Source organism: Micropruina glycogenica, assembly GCF_900289045.1.
GTDB lineage: Bacteria > Actinomycetota > Actinomycetes > Propionibacteriales > Propionibacteriaceae > Micropruina > Micropruina glycogenica.
Map to the genome: position 1 here is coordinate 890,635 of NZ_LT985188.1, position 12,525 is coordinate 903,159.

Sequence of the window (12,525 nt, forward strand, 5' to 3'; positions counted from 1 at the left end):
GTTGTGCTTGCTGAGGAGATGACCAAGGGGTCGGTGGTTGTGGATGCGGAGGCGTTGGGTCGGGTGGGAACGGCGTTGGCCGATCCGACCCGGAGGCGGCTGCTGTTGAGCTTGGTGGAAGGTCCGGCGTTTCCGTCGGGTCTGGCTGACCGGTTGGGGTTGACCAGGGCGAATGTGTCGAACCATTTGGCCTGTTTGCGGGGTTGTGGCTTGGTGGTGACGGTGCCGGTGGGGCGGCGGGTGCGTTACGAGTTGGCCGATCCGCGGCTGGCGGGGGCTTTGGCGCAGCTGGCGTCGCTGGTGTTGGTCGTCGCCGCGGCTGGTGAGCCGTGCGGCCCGGAGGATTACGCCTGCGCCGAGTCCGGCGCGGACGGTATCGGCTTGAACGTTAGGGGTGTGTGATGGCTGACGAGTGCTGCGGCCCGGACGAGGCCGCCTCGGGCGACCAGACGGCGCCGGCTGAGCTTACGCCGGTGTGGCGGATCAGGGAGTTGCAGGCGGCCGCACTGGCGGGGTTGTTGTTGCTGGCTGGTTTGATCGCGCCGGCGGGGTCTGTGGTTGAGACGGTGCTGTTCTGGGCGGCGGCGGTCGTGGGTGGGGCGACGTTCGTTCCTGGCGCGCTGCGGGGGTTGATGAAGGGCCGGCTCGGTGTCGGCCTGTTGATGACCATCGCCGCGGTCGGGGCGGTGCTGCTGGGCGAGATCGCTGAGGCAGCCATGTTGGCGTTTCTGTTCTCCATCGCCGAAGGCCTGGAGGGCTATGCGCTGACCCGGACCCGCAACAGCCTGCGGGCTTTGCTGGATCTGGTACCTCCGACCGCGACGGTGCTCCGAAACGGAACCCCAACAACGGTCGGGTTGGCGGAGCTGCGGGTTGGTGACACGCTGCTGGTCCGGCCGGGCGACAAGGTCGCCACTGACGGCGTCGTGATAAGCGGCCGCACCGCGATCGACACCTCGGTCGTGACCGGCGAGTCGGTGCCGGTCGAGGTGGGGCCCGGTTCGGAGGTGTTCGCCGGCACGGTGAACGGGACCGGCGCGGTTGAGGTGCAGGTCACCGCGACCGCGGCCGACAACTCGCTGGCCCGGCTGGTGAATGTGGTGCAGGAGGCTCAGGAACGCAAGGGTTCAAGCCAGCGGCTCGCCGAGCGAGTCGCGCAGCCGCTGGTTCCTGGCGTGTTGATCTTGGCCACCGTGGTCGGCGTGGTCGGTAGCCTGCTCGACGATCCTGCTGTCTGGATACCGCGGGCCTTGGTGGTTCTGGTCGCGGCGGCGCCGTGCGCGTTCGCCTTGAGCGTGCCGATCGCGGTGGTTGCTGCGGTTGGGGCGGCGTCGAAGGCCGGGGTGTTGATCAAGGGCGGCGCAGCGGTGGAGGCGCTCGGCGCCGTGCGGCTGGTTGCCCTGGACAAGACCGGCACGTTGACCCGCAATAGCCCGTCGGTGATCGAGGTCGTACCGACCAGCGGCAATACCCCCGATGGCGTGTTGCGAGTGGCGGCCGCGTTGGAGGCCCGCAGCGAGCATCCCCTTGCGGCAGCGATTGTGGCGGCAGCTGGTCATCTACCGGCGGTGGAGTCCGGCGAGGTGGAGGCGGTGCCCGGGCAGGGGCTGGTCGGTGTGGTTGCCGGCCGTCCGTCCAGGCTGGGCAAGCCTGGCTTCGTTGCGGCCGGCGGCTTGTCTGCGGACGTGGAGCGTCTGCAGGACGCCGGCGCGACCGTGGTCCTGATCGAACACGACGGCACGGTGCTGGGGGCGGTGGCGGTCCGTGACGAGATCCGTCCCGAGGCGGCACAGGCTGTGGAAATGCTCCGCCGACAGGGAGTGTCGGTGGTGATGCTGACCGGGGACAATGCCCGTACCGCTGCCGCGATCGCCGCCCAGGCAAAGATCGGCGACGTTCGTGCCGAGCTGTCCCCGCAGGACAAGGCGCGCCTGGTCACCGATCTGCAGGCGCGTGGGCGGGTTGCGATGGTGGGCGACGGCATCAACGATGCCCCTGCCCTCGCCACCGCTGACGTGGGCATAGCGATGGGGGCGATGGGCAGCGATGTCGCCATCGAGGCCGCTGACGTCGCCCTGATGGGTGAGGACCTACGGCGGCTGCCGGATGCAATCGCGCACTCCAGGCATGCCCGGACCATCTTCACCCAGAACTTGATCCTGTCCGGGCTGATCATCGCCGCTTTGTTGCCGCTGGCCGCCCTCGGAATCCTGGGACTGACCACCGTGGTCGCCATACACGAGCTCGCCGAGGTGCTGGTGATCCTGAACGGGATCCGCGCCGGCGGACGCCGGCTGCTGCCGACCCGACCCGCCCTCAGGGGCACACGCACCTCCCGGCCCGCAGCCGCGTACTCGCAGGCACGCCAGCCGGCAACGGGTATCGGCACCGGGGCCATCTCGCTGCCACTCACCCCGGCCGGTGATAGCGCGGCGGGCCGACCGGCCGGCCAACTCATCTCCTTGACATCCGCTCCAGCCGAGACCGCTACCGCCGTGAAAGATGACTGCGGATGCGAGCCGGGCAGCAGCTGCTGTAACTGACCACCACAGAACTGGCCGCCGGCACTTTCGCTTGTTTGCGGTCCCGACCACAAGAAGGACGGTGACTTGTCATGGCCACGGGCCGCAAGAGATCCGAACCCACCATGCAACCCAGCCGGCGGGCGCAACTGGCCGCCCAGCAACAGGCTGCTGCCCGAGCCCGGAAACGCAACCGGATCCTCACACTTGTCGCCGCAGGGGTCGGGGTGGCGCTGCTGGTGTTCGGCCTCGTTCTCCAGCCGCGATCGCCTCGCGTTGACCCGCCGACCGCGGCGTCGACCGCCGGAGAGACGGTACGAACGGACTCGCACCGGTTGACCGATGTGCCGAACGCGCGGGTGACATTCGTGGAGTTCCTCGACTTCGAGTGCGAAGCGTGCGGGGCGGCGTACCCGTCGATCGAGCAGCTCCGCGCGTCATACGGTGATCGGGTGTCGTTCGTCGTTCGCTACTTCCCGCTCGAGGGGCATTTCAACGCACAGCGGGCCGCCCGCGCAGTCGAGGCCGCCGCACAGCAGGACAAGTTCGAGGCAATGTACAAGAAGATGTTCGAGACACAGAAGCAGTGGGGCGAGCAACAGGTTCCCCATGACGACCTGTTTCGTCAGTTCGCTGTCGAGTTGGGCCTGGACATGACCCGCTGGGACACCGATTACGCATCCGACACCACTTGGGCGCGGATCAAAGTCGACATCGACGACGGCAACGCGCTGGGGGTGACCGGCACCCCGGCGTTCTTTGTCAACGGCCAGCGGCTGCAGCCAAAGTCGTTCGCCGACGTGACCGCCGCCCTCGACCAGGCGTTGGACTAACAGTGACCCACCTCAACCAACCGGCCCATCTACTCCACCACGAAGATCCGGCCGACAGCGAACTGGTTCAGGACCGAACCGTGGGCTGGGTGCTGCTGGTCGCCGGCCTGGTCGGCTTCACGGCAGCATTCATCCTGGCCGTGGAGAAGTACTGGCTGCTGACCAACCCGTTCTACACGCCGTCCTGCAGCATCAACACCACCATCTCCTGCGGGCCGGTGATGACTTCCCCGCAGGCGGCAGTCTTCGGCTTCCCCAACCCGTACCTGGGGATCGCCGGGTTCGCAATCGTCGCCGCGACCGGGGCCATGCTGCTGTCCGGCGGCAAGCTCACCGGCTGGTATGCGGCCGGTCTCCAGATCGGGTCCCTTGCGGGAACGGTGTTCGTGGCCTGGCTAATGGTGCAAAGCCTCGTCGTCATCCAGGCACTCTGCCCGTACTGCATGGCAGCGTGGGCGGCAACATTCGCCACCCTCTGGTACGTCACCCTCGCCAACCTGAGCCGCGGCCGGGATCGGCTACCGGCCCAGATCGCGGCCGCGTCGGCCGTCGCGCACCGCCACCACAGCGCCATCCTTGCCGGCTGGCTGTTGGTCATCGCCATTATCGTCGCCACGGCCGCGTGGGGGTTCTGACACTTCATGATCCCGTTCATCACCGGCCTGAGGCCAACTCCCGAGGGAGACGACGCGTCCGCGTCATCACGGCGATCGAATAGGCAAGCCACGGAGCAGAATGGGGCCAGTTGGGTGCTGGGCAGTATCGCACGATGGACGGGGCACAACCTCCAGGTAGCCATCAGGCGTCGACGACAAATCACCCGTTCCATCCGCGACCGAGGAGCTCCAGGGAAGATCTTGGGTATCGGTCTGCCAGCGGCGGGGCTCCTGTTCGCCCTAATGGTTGCTGGTTGCGCGAGCCCGCTCGCCACACCCACAACGAACTCGACCACGTCAGCTCCGCCATCTGTCGCACCGAGCCCGGTGTCTACCGCGACCACACCCAGGATCAGCACCCCTAGTCCGAGCATCCGAACCATCGCCATTGAGCTTGCCAACGGAAAGGTGTCACCCAATGGAGCCAGGGTCAACTTGTCCAAGGGCGAACGGTTCGTACTCGACATCACCTCCGATCGTGATGACAAGGTGCACGTGCACGGCTTCGACAAGGAGGTCGACGTTGCGGCGGGCAAGAGGGCCAAACTCGAACTCGTGGCCGATCGAACCGGCCGGTACGAGGTCGAGTCGCACGACCCTGCGCTGCTGATTGTCGTGCTGCAGATCCGGTGAGATTGCCGCTGCACGGGCTCTCGTCCCGGCAGGATCTTCCACTGCCATTCGAGTTCGTTCTGCTGGGGGCCGCACTGGCGATCGTGTTGTCCTTCGCGGTGCTGGCCTTCGCCTGGCGCCGCCCGCGCTACACCCAGCCACGCGGGTACGCGTTGCCCAGGCTGACCCGCGTGGTGGACAGTCGCGCGTGCCGCCTCATCCTGCGCCTATTCCTGCTGGGCCTCTACGGGTGGATGGCGCTGGCGCTGTGGTTCGGGCAGGACAGGGTGACGAATCCCATCTTCGGATTCGTCTTCGTCTGGCTCTGGGTCGGCGTCGTGCCGCTCTCGCTCCTGCTCGGGCCGGTGTGGCAGCGTGCCAACCCCTTGCGCACCATTGCTCAGCTGGCCCCGCAGCGCCGTGGCCCGATCCGCCCTTTGACCGGGGCCGCATGGTCTCACCTCGGTCTCCTACCCGGCCTGGTGACGATAGTTGCCTTTGCCTGGCTCGAGCTCGTCCAGCCGGATAACAACACGCTCCCCGTGCTGCGGTGGTGGGCACTCGCCTGGGCAACGGTGGTCATCGGTGGCGCAATCTGGTTCGGTGAGCGATGGGTGGCTGCGACCGATCCGTTCGAGGTGGTATCCACCCGGATCGCCACCCTGAGCCCCTGGCAGCGGATCGACGGCGTCATCCACCTCACCAACCCGCTCCGGCACGCCGCGACCGCTGACGTGATGCGTGGAGCTGCCGCAGTCAACTGCGTGCTGCTGGGAATCACCGCCTACGACAGCTTCACCAATACCACTGGCTGGGTGGGATGGGTACAGTCCTCAGGTCTGCCGGGTGAACTTTGGGGCACCATCGGCCTGTTGGCCATGATCGGCCTGGTCGCCGGCGCCTTCGCCTTGGCTTCTCAAGCAACTGCACCCGGCTGGTCCGACATCGCCGCCGCCAGCCTGGTTCCGATCGTGGTCGGGTACTCGACCGCCCACTACCTGAGCCTGCTGGTGATCGAAGGTCAGCGGACGGCGATCCTGGCCTCCGACCCGCTCGGCCTTGGATGGAACGTCTTTGGTACCGCCGAATTGGGTGTGAACACCGGCATCTTCGACTACCCCGACGTAGTCGCGGTGATCCAACTGGCCGCCATCGTCACAGGCCATGTGCTCGGTGTCCTGATAGCCCACGACCTTTCGCTGACGGTGGGCCAAGGACGGCGCATGATCGTCAGCCAACTACCAATGGTGGCGCTCATGGTCGCCTACACCTGCGCCGGCCTAGTGCTGCTTTTCTCCCCTTGAAGCGTCCCGAACCCACAAACCCATCGACACAGCAATCGCGAAAGGTTCGATCGATGACATGCACTTCCGGCCAACCCCTCAGCCGACTGACTAGCCGTCGACGCTGGCTTGCGACCCTCGCCACCACCACATCACTACTGCTGGTCGGGGGCTGCGGATCAACACAGGCCAACGACGAAGGGTTCGTGGCCGGAGATGGAAGTCTGACAATCCTGCCGATCGACCGCCGTCCCACAGCTCCCGTGATCGAGGGCGTGACACTGGATGACCAGCCTTGGACCAGTGCCAAGATCTCCGACAAAGTCATCGTGTACAACGTGTGGGGTTCATGGTGCGCGCCCTGCGTATCCGAGGCGCCCGCGCTGGTCCGCGCCAGCCGCAGGCTCGACAACCAGGCAGCCTTTGTCGGGCTGAACACCCGCGACTTCGACAAGGCCGCCCCACGCGCGTTCGTGCGCGCCTACGAGATTCCCTACGTCAACCTGTTCGACCCCCAGGGGGCGCTCATCCTACGGTTCTCAGGTGAACTGCCGCCCAACGCCATCCCGAGCACGATCGTCATCGATCGTCAGGGCCGGCTAGCCGCTCGGATCATCGGCGAGACCACGGAGGCGACACTAGTGGGCCTGGTTCAAGACATCGCGGCCGGCAGATGACTGACAGCACCCTGTGAAACTATCTGTCCTAGCTAGCGGCAGTGGGTCGCTGGTGATCACCACCACCACCTCAGGACATGTGCGACGTCCGCATGGGGTCTGAGGCACGATCTCCGCGTTGAACCTCCGCGCGGGCGTCTCATAAAGCTACAGGTTACTGAGACGCTCGAAGCACTCCGGCGCTCTGTCGTCCCAGTGCGCTCGTCCAGTCGGACCGAAGCGTCTCAGAAAGAAGTCTCACCGCGAAATGTCTTGGATTGATCTCAGTCCGGGATTTGTGAGGCACACTGGCTGGTGTGAGGCTTCTTGGGTACACGCGGGTCAGTACGCCGAACCAGGACGCCCAGTCGCAGCTTGATGCACTGGTTTCGGCCGGGGTGCAGAAGCGTGACGTGTTCGCCGATGTCACCTCAGGCAGCAGGGCGGCGGCGGAGCGGCCAGGAATGCAGAAGCTGCTCGGCTACGCCGAACGGGGCGACACGGTGGTGGTGTGGCGGGTCGACCGCCTCGGCCGGTCCTTGATCGACGTGTTGAACACCGTCAATTTGCTGCGTGAGCGCGGCATCCAGCTGCGGTCGGTGTCCGACGGGATCGACCCGGCAACCTCGACCGGCCGACTGATGCTGAACATGCTCGCCACCCTCGCCGAGTACGAACGAGAGCTGATCGTCGAACGCGTCAACGCCGGCATCGCCGCGGCGCGGCAGAACGGGACCCGATTCGGCCGACCCGTAGTGGATCCATCGGTGGTCGCCGACAAGCTCGCCATCGCCGCCGACGCCCGCGCGAAAGGCCGCAGTGCCGAGGACGCTGCCCGCTTGGTCGGTTGGAGCCGGGCCACCTTGTACCGCCATCAGAAGGCGCAGGCGGCCCGCCAGGACAGCAAGATGTAAGTGGACGCCGACGAGCGGTGGCAGGTGCTTCGGCTGCATGTCGAAGACCAGGTCCCGCTCGCGGCGCTCGCTCGGGACACCGGCATCGGCCTGCGCACCCTCGAACGATGGGCTCAGCGCTACCGCAGTGGCGGCATCACCGCCTTGGAGGCCCGGCGGCGGACCGACGCCGGTCAGCGACGCGTCGACCCCGCACTCGTGGCTTTCATCGAGCGGCTGGCGCTCACCCGACCCCCGACCGGCCATTGCGACCCTGCACCGTCAGACGCTCACCGAAGCGGAACGACATGACCTGCCCGCGCCGAGCTACTCCACAGTGCGCGCCATCGTGCAGGGCTTGGACCCCGCCCTGGTCACGTTGGCGCTAGAGGGTCCGGCGTCGTACCGGGACCAGTACGAGCTGGTATACCGGTTCCGCGCCGACCGACCCAATCACATCTGGCAGGCCGACCACACAGAACTCGACATCATGGTCGTCGGTGCGAATGGCAAGCCCGACCGGCCCTGGCTGACGGCGATCGAGGATGACTACTCCCGGGCGATCTGCGGCTACACCGTGTTCACCGGCGCCCCGTCCGCGCTGAACACCGCGTTGGCGCTGCGGCAAGCTATCTGGCGCAAACCCGACCCGAGCTGGGCGATGTGCGGCCTCCCCGACGTCCTCTACGTCGACCACGGGTCCGACTTCACGAGCCACCACCTGGACCGCACCGCGGTCGAGCTGCATATCCGGCTCATCCACTCCACTGTCGCCCGCCCGCAGGAAGATTGAACGATTCTTCGGCACCGTCAACACCGAACTTCTCACCACCCTGCCCGGACACCTCGGACCCGGAAGCCGACCACTGACCCCAACGCTGGACCTGTCGGCCCTTGACGGCGCCGCCGAGGAGCCGGACTGCTCCGGACCGGTGACGTACCGCCACCCCCTGTCCGGGACCGGACGATCCTTTCCCCGCTGCGAGAAGCACTGGGAGCGCCGGCTGCGCCGGCAGGACGAGATCAACCGCCGCTACCCGGTCACCCCACCGCGGGACTGGTCCCCGCTCGACGCCGGCGAGGCCTGGGACGAGAACGACTACTAGGCCAGGGCCCGCCGCCCCGACCTCCATCCCCATTCGGGTCCTTGACCACGACTCAGCCCCAACTCGCGACAGGAGACCGCCATGTCCGACCTGACCATCGAGCACACCGCCGGCGACGGCACCCTCCTGCGCGGCTCCGCACGCGGCGACGGCGTCGCCGCGCTGCTCAAGCCCCTCGGGTGGCGCTGGGGCCGCACCCTGAGCGCCTGGTACCTGCCCCGCAGCCGAGACACCGCACCGCGCGCCGCGGTCATCGAAGACACCACGACCACGCTGCGCGCCGCCGGCCACGCCGTCACCATCACCCTTGATCACGAGCCCCGCACCCCCGCTGAGGTCGCGCAGGATCGCCAACGCCGCTCCCGCGCCCGAGCCGATCGGCTCGAGGCTCCGCCGTTACCGATGCACCGGCTGCGGGCACGTCTGGCGCCAGGACACCGGCAAGACGGCCGAGCCGCGGGCGAAGCTGTCCCGTCGCGGGCTGCGGTGGGCGCTGGAGGCGATCGTGTGCCAGCACCTGAGCGTCGCCCGCGTGGCCGAGGCCCTCGGCGTCGCCTGGAACACCGCCAACGAAGCCGTCCTCGCCGAAGGCCAACGGGTCCTGATCGACGAGACCGGCCGGTTCGACGGCGTCACCGTTGTTGGCGTTGATGAGCACGTCTGGCGGCACACAAGACGCGGCGACAAGTACGTCACCGTTATCATCGACCTCACCCCAATCCGTAACGGGACCGGGCCTGCTCGGCTGCTGGACATGCTCGAAGGCCGTTCCAAGGCGGCGTTCAAGACGTGGCTGAGCAACCGCCCGCAGGCCTGGCGCGACCGGGTGGAGGTCGTCGCGATGGACGGGTTCACCGGGTTCAAGACCGCCACCACCGAGGAGCTGCCCGACGCGGTCGCCGTCATGGACCCTTTCCATGTCATCCGGTTAGCCGGCGAGGCGTTGGACCGGTGCCGCCGCCGGGTCCAGCAGGACCTGCACGGCCACCGCGGCCGCACGGGCGACCCGCTCTACGCGGCCCGGCGGACCCTGCACACCGGCGACGGGCTACTCACCGACAAGCAGAAGGACCGGCTGCAGGCGCTGTTCAGGGTCGAGGAGCACGTCGAGGTCGAGGCCACCTGGGGGATCTACCAGCGGATGATCGGCGCCTACCGCGAACCCGACCGCGCCCGCGGCCGTCAGCTCATGCACGGGGTCATCGAGTCGCTCAGCAGCGGCGTCCCCGCCGCCTTGACCGAGCTCATCACCCTCGGGCGGACCCTGAAGAAGCGGGCCGCCGACGTGCTGGCCTACTTCGAGCGGCCCGGCACCTCAAATGGACCCACGGAGGCGATCAACGGACGACTCGAGCACCTGCGTGGCTCCGCCCTCGGCTTCCGCAACCTCGCCAACTACATCGCACGGTCGCTGCTTGAGGCCGGCGGGTTCAGACCCCGACTACACCCTGGATTGTGAAGAGCCCCACATCAACTGGCCCTCCCAGAAGACGATCACGGTGTAGCGCAGCCCGCCCCTGCGACCCCCCGCATGAAGCCTTCGACCCTGGAGGCTGTCGCAGCATGGGTGTGCTTGGCGCGATCAGTGTCAGTGGGCATCCCTAGTCTGTGCCCATGGCGAAGCTCAAAATGGTGGAGTACCCGACGTCGTCGGCCGCAAAGTCAGCAGCCTTTCTGGAGGCCGTGTTCGGATGGCAGGGCATCTCGTACGGGCCCCTGTACGAAGACGTCCCGATCGGCGAGGGAATCTCGCTGGGCCTCCAAGCCGACTTGGCCGAAGCACCAAACCAGCCACTCGTAGTCATCGAGGTCGACGACTTGAGAGCCGTGCGGGAGAAAGTCGAGGCCGCCGACGGCGTGGTCACAGTCGAACCATTCTCGTTTCCGGGCGGAACACGGATGCATTTTCAAGAGCCAGGCGGCAACGTGCTGGCGGCCTACGTGCCACAGATGGACCTGCCATGAGCCTGGACGACGCAACCCGCGCCGCAGCGCAGGACTTGATCGAGGCCCTCCAACCACTGGATGCCCACGCCAAGGCGATGTTCGGGGGGTACTGCTTCTACGTCGGCGACAAGGTCGTGGGCCTTGTCTGCGACGGTCATGTGTTTGTCAAGCCCTCGGCGAAAGATGACCTGCTGCGCGACTGGGCACAACTCGCCCCCGCCTATCCCGGCGCGAAAGACTCCTGGCGACTCCCGGCCGGCGCCGTCCGGGATACCCCGGACAGGGTGCGTGCCGTGGTCGAAGAGGTGGCGTCATCATTGCCGCAACGCAAGCGCACCGCATCCAGCCGGCCCTGAGCCTGCACGTCGCCCGCCACCTCACTCCGCGCCAAGCGCGCGCATAGCGCCAGCCCGGGTACAACTGGCCGCGTCTAAACCAGCGGCGCCCGCGACCACATGGGCATCAAGGTCCAGTCCGTAGCCGACCCACTCCCCCCAGGCCTGAAGTTCGCTCCGAGCGAGCAGCCTTCGTCGCGACCGGGATGACGTTCGTGGGGCTCCGTGGGATGGTGGGGCAATGTCTGTAGCGACGGGCTTGGTGGTGATTGGGAGCCCGAACCCACGCAGTTTCGTCCACGCCATGGCAACTCACGCGACGGCAGCGCTTGAGCACTATGGCGTGACTTGCGAGGTTCACGACCTCTACGCCGAGGCATTCCCACCGGTTGCCCCGGCCGACGAGGCGTTCACGATGGGTATGGATGTCGAGGCTGCCATAGCCGCTGGCGGCGACCCGATCGTGCGGTCCCACAGACGGGCGCTGGCAGAGGCCGAGCATCTTGTGGTGGCGCACCCGAACTGGTGGGGGAAGCCGCCGGCCATCGTGGCAGGCTGGCTCGACCGCGTCCTGGTGCCGGGCGTGGCCTACCGCCTCCAGACGCGGGAGGGTGAGCCGACCTCCCTGCTGAGGCTACGTACCCTGTTGGTGCTCAACACCGGCGACACGCCGCCAGAGCGCGAGGCTGCGGAGTTCGGCGATCCCCTTGACGACATGTGGCGCCGATGCGTGGGCGCCTATCTCGGTGGTGCGACGGTGCGCCGTGTCGTGGCCTCGCCAGTCGGCGGATCCACCCAGGCTCAGCGCCAATCCTGGCTGGAAGCCGCAGCTCAGGCAGTCACCATTCCCTGACGCGATTAACTCGTTGCAGCGACCGTCCAATCGATAGACGTCTCAGGTCGCTCAACGCGTCGATCACACCGCCCCAGATAATCTGGACCCACGCTGCACCCCACGCTGTTGCCCCCCTATCGATCACGTTGGTGACACTCAAACAGTCGCCCAAGATAAGATCAAGCGCTCGCCGCCGAAGGCGACGGCGATGTGCCGCGTCCCGAGGACGTGCTCGCCCTCTGCGACGGCATGCCGCAGCGCACGGACCTCACACCCGTCGGCGGAATCGGGTTCGAGCCGGCTCATTGACGCCAAGCGCAGGTCGCGACAGGGCGACCAGCGCCCGCTGAGGGATCCCCCCGCGGTGCGGCCCTTCCGGGCCGCCGGGCGCGTAGCCTGGGCCCATGTACGCAGTCGACATGGTCGAGTTCCCTTCGTCTTCGGCAGAAAGGAGTGGTGCCTTCTTCGCTCGCGTCTTCGGTTGGAGAAGCACGGCATACGGACCGGACTATGTAGACGTCCAGGGTGGCGGTGTCGCTCTTGGGTTTCAGTCCGACAAGCAGGAGCAAGCGAGTGCCCCGCTCGTCGTGATTCGCGCCGCCGACTTAGAACAGGCGCGTGCCGCGATCGAAGCCGCCGGTGGCGAAGTCACAGTCGAGCCGTTCGATTTTCCCGGCGGCCGTCGCTTCCACTTCCGCGAGCCCGGCGGCAGCGAACTCGCAGTCTGGTGCCCCGTCGAGTAAGCGATCCGTGGGCGTCCCGCGGACGATCGGCTCGCGGAGCGACCTGGTGCCCGGTCCCGCTCTGGTCACCCTCCGGGTGACGATCGGCTCGCGGAGCGCGCCAG

General features: G+C 67.2%; 15 protein-coding genes and 1 pseudogene. All 16 read left to right on the forward strand.

The genetic code is table 11. The features are described 5' to 3' along the window. Positions 1–18 precede the first annotated feature (18 nt). The 16 genes and pseudogenes from MPLG2_RS04150 (at position 19) to MPLG2_RS04220 (ending at position 12,421) form a co-directional block, all read left to right on the forward strand. Positions 19–402 (forward strand): ArsR/SmtB family transcription factor, encoded by a 384-nt coding sequence (locus MPLG2_RS04150; protein ID WP_105187457.1) that lies wholly within the window; start codon positions 19–21, stop codon positions 400–402. Beyond that, positions 402–2,543 (forward strand): heavy metal translocating P-type ATPase, encoded by a 2,142-nt coding sequence (locus MPLG2_RS04155; protein ID WP_105185055.1) that lies wholly within the window; start codon positions 402–404, stop codon positions 2,541–2,543. The genes MPLG2_RS04150 and MPLG2_RS04155 overlap by 1 nt, the downstream gene beginning before the upstream one ends. Positions 2,544–2,614: 71 nt before the next feature. Then, positions 2,615–3,355, forward strand: coding sequence for a DsbA family protein (locus MPLG2_RS04160; RefSeq protein ID WP_231935788.1), 741 nt, complete (start codon positions 2,615–2,617; stop codon positions 3,353–3,355). A gap of 2 nt (positions 3,356–3,357) precedes the next feature. Next, positions 3,358–3,990 (forward strand): vitamin K epoxide reductase family protein, encoded by a 633-nt coding sequence (locus tag MPLG2_RS04165; protein ID WP_105185056.1) that lies wholly within the window; start codon positions 3,358–3,360, stop codon positions 3,988–3,990. A gap of 456 nt (positions 3,991–4,446) precedes the next feature. Further along, positions 4,447–4,644, forward strand: coding sequence for a hypothetical protein (locus MPLG2_RS04170; protein WP_105185057.1), 198 nt, complete (start codon positions 4,447–4,449; stop codon positions 4,642–4,644). Beyond that, positions 4,641–5,927: a hypothetical protein gene (locus MPLG2_RS04175; RefSeq protein ID WP_105185058.1), complete on the forward strand. Its 1,287-nt coding sequence runs from the start codon at positions 4,641–4,643 to the stop codon at positions 5,925–5,927. The genes MPLG2_RS04170 and MPLG2_RS04175 overlap by 4 nt, the downstream gene beginning before the upstream one ends. Before the next feature lie 53 nt (positions 5,928–5,980). Continuing rightward, positions 5,981–6,583, forward strand: a complete 603-nt coding sequence (locus tag MPLG2_RS04180) for a TlpA family protein disulfide reductase (protein WP_105185059.1) — start codon at positions 5,981–5,983, stop codon at positions 6,581–6,583. Between the two features lie 296 nt (positions 6,584–6,879). Then, positions 6,880–7,476: a recombinase family protein gene (locus MPLG2_RS04185; RefSeq protein ID WP_105185060.1), complete on the forward strand. Its 597-nt coding sequence runs from the start codon at positions 6,880–6,882 to the stop codon at positions 7,474–7,476. Further along, positions 7,477–7,767, forward strand: coding sequence for a helix-turn-helix domain-containing protein (locus tag MPLG2_RS19260; RefSeq protein WP_231935792.1), 291 nt, complete (start codon positions 7,477–7,479; stop codon positions 7,765–7,767). 46 nt (positions 7,768–7,813) lie between these two features. Continuing rightward, complete coding sequence (locus tag MPLG2_RS19265) at positions 7,814–8,248, forward strand: integrase catalytic domain-containing protein (protein WP_231935794.1); 435 nt, start codon at positions 7,814–7,816, stop codon at positions 8,246–8,248. 139 nt (positions 8,249–8,387) lie between these two features. Beyond that, positions 8,388–8,561, forward strand: a complete 174-nt coding sequence (locus tag MPLG2_RS18795; RefSeq protein WP_173909646.1) for a hypothetical protein — start codon at positions 8,388–8,390, stop codon at positions 8,559–8,561. A 385-nt stretch (positions 8,562–8,946) separates the two neighbouring features. Continuing rightward, a pseudogene (locus MPLG2_RS04200) lies at positions 8,947–10,020 on the forward strand (ISL3 family transposase); the annotation flags it as partial. Between the two features lie 155 nt (positions 10,021–10,175). After that, the gene (locus tag MPLG2_RS04205; protein ID WP_105185062.1) at positions 10,176–10,526 is read left to right on the forward strand and encodes a VOC family protein; all 351 of its coding nucleotides are present in this window, start codon (positions 10,176–10,178) and stop codon (positions 10,524–10,526) included. Then, positions 10,523–10,864, forward strand: a complete 342-nt coding sequence (locus MPLG2_RS04210; protein ID WP_105185063.1) for a TfoX/Sxy family protein — start codon at positions 10,523–10,525, stop codon at positions 10,862–10,864. The genes MPLG2_RS04205 and MPLG2_RS04210 overlap by 4 nt, the downstream gene beginning before the upstream one ends. A gap of 220 nt (positions 10,865–11,084) precedes the next feature. Then, positions 11,085–11,696 (forward strand): NAD(P)H-dependent oxidoreductase, encoded by a 612-nt coding sequence (locus MPLG2_RS04215; RefSeq protein ID WP_105185064.1) that lies wholly within the window; start codon positions 11,085–11,087, stop codon positions 11,694–11,696. 386 nt (positions 11,697–12,082) lie between these two features. Further along, the gene (locus MPLG2_RS04220) at positions 12,083–12,421 is read left to right on the forward strand and encodes a VOC family protein (protein ID WP_105185065.1); all 339 of its coding nucleotides are present in this window, start codon (positions 12,083–12,085) and stop codon (positions 12,419–12,421) included. The last annotated feature ends 104 nt before the right edge of the window (positions 12,422–12,525 follow it).

Bases quoted from the DNA above. Each gene is read 5' to 3' on its own strand.
- MPLG2_RS04150 (WP_105187457.1), top strand. From the start codon at position 19: ATGACCAAGGGGTCGGTGGTTGTGGATGCGGAGGCGTTGGGTCGGGTG.
- MPLG2_RS04155 (WP_105185055.1), top strand. From the start codon at position 402: ATGGCTGACGAGTGCTGCGGCCCGGACGAGGCCGCCTCGGGCGACCAG.
- MPLG2_RS04160 (WP_231935788.1), top strand. From the start codon at position 2,615: ATGGCCACGGGCCGCAAGAGATCCGAACCCACCATGCAACCCAGCCGG.
- MPLG2_RS04180 (WP_105185059.1), top strand. From the start codon at position 5,981: ATGACATGCACTTCCGGCCAACCCCTCAGCCGACTGACTAGCCGTCGA.
- MPLG2_RS04205 (WP_105185062.1), top strand. From the start codon at position 10,176: ATGGCGAAGCTCAAAATGGTGGAGTACCCGACGTCGTCGGCCGCAAAG.
- MPLG2_RS04210 (WP_105185063.1), top strand. From the start codon at position 10,523: ATGAGCCTGGACGACGCAACCCGCGCCGCAGCGCAGGACTTGATCGAG.
- MPLG2_RS04215 (WP_105185064.1), top strand. From the start codon at position 11,085: ATGTCTGTAGCGACGGGCTTGGTGGTGATTGGGAGCCCGAACCCACGC.
- MPLG2_RS04220 (WP_105185065.1), top strand. From the start codon at position 12,083: ATGTACGCAGTCGACATGGTCGAGTTCCCTTCGTCTTCGGCAGAAAGG.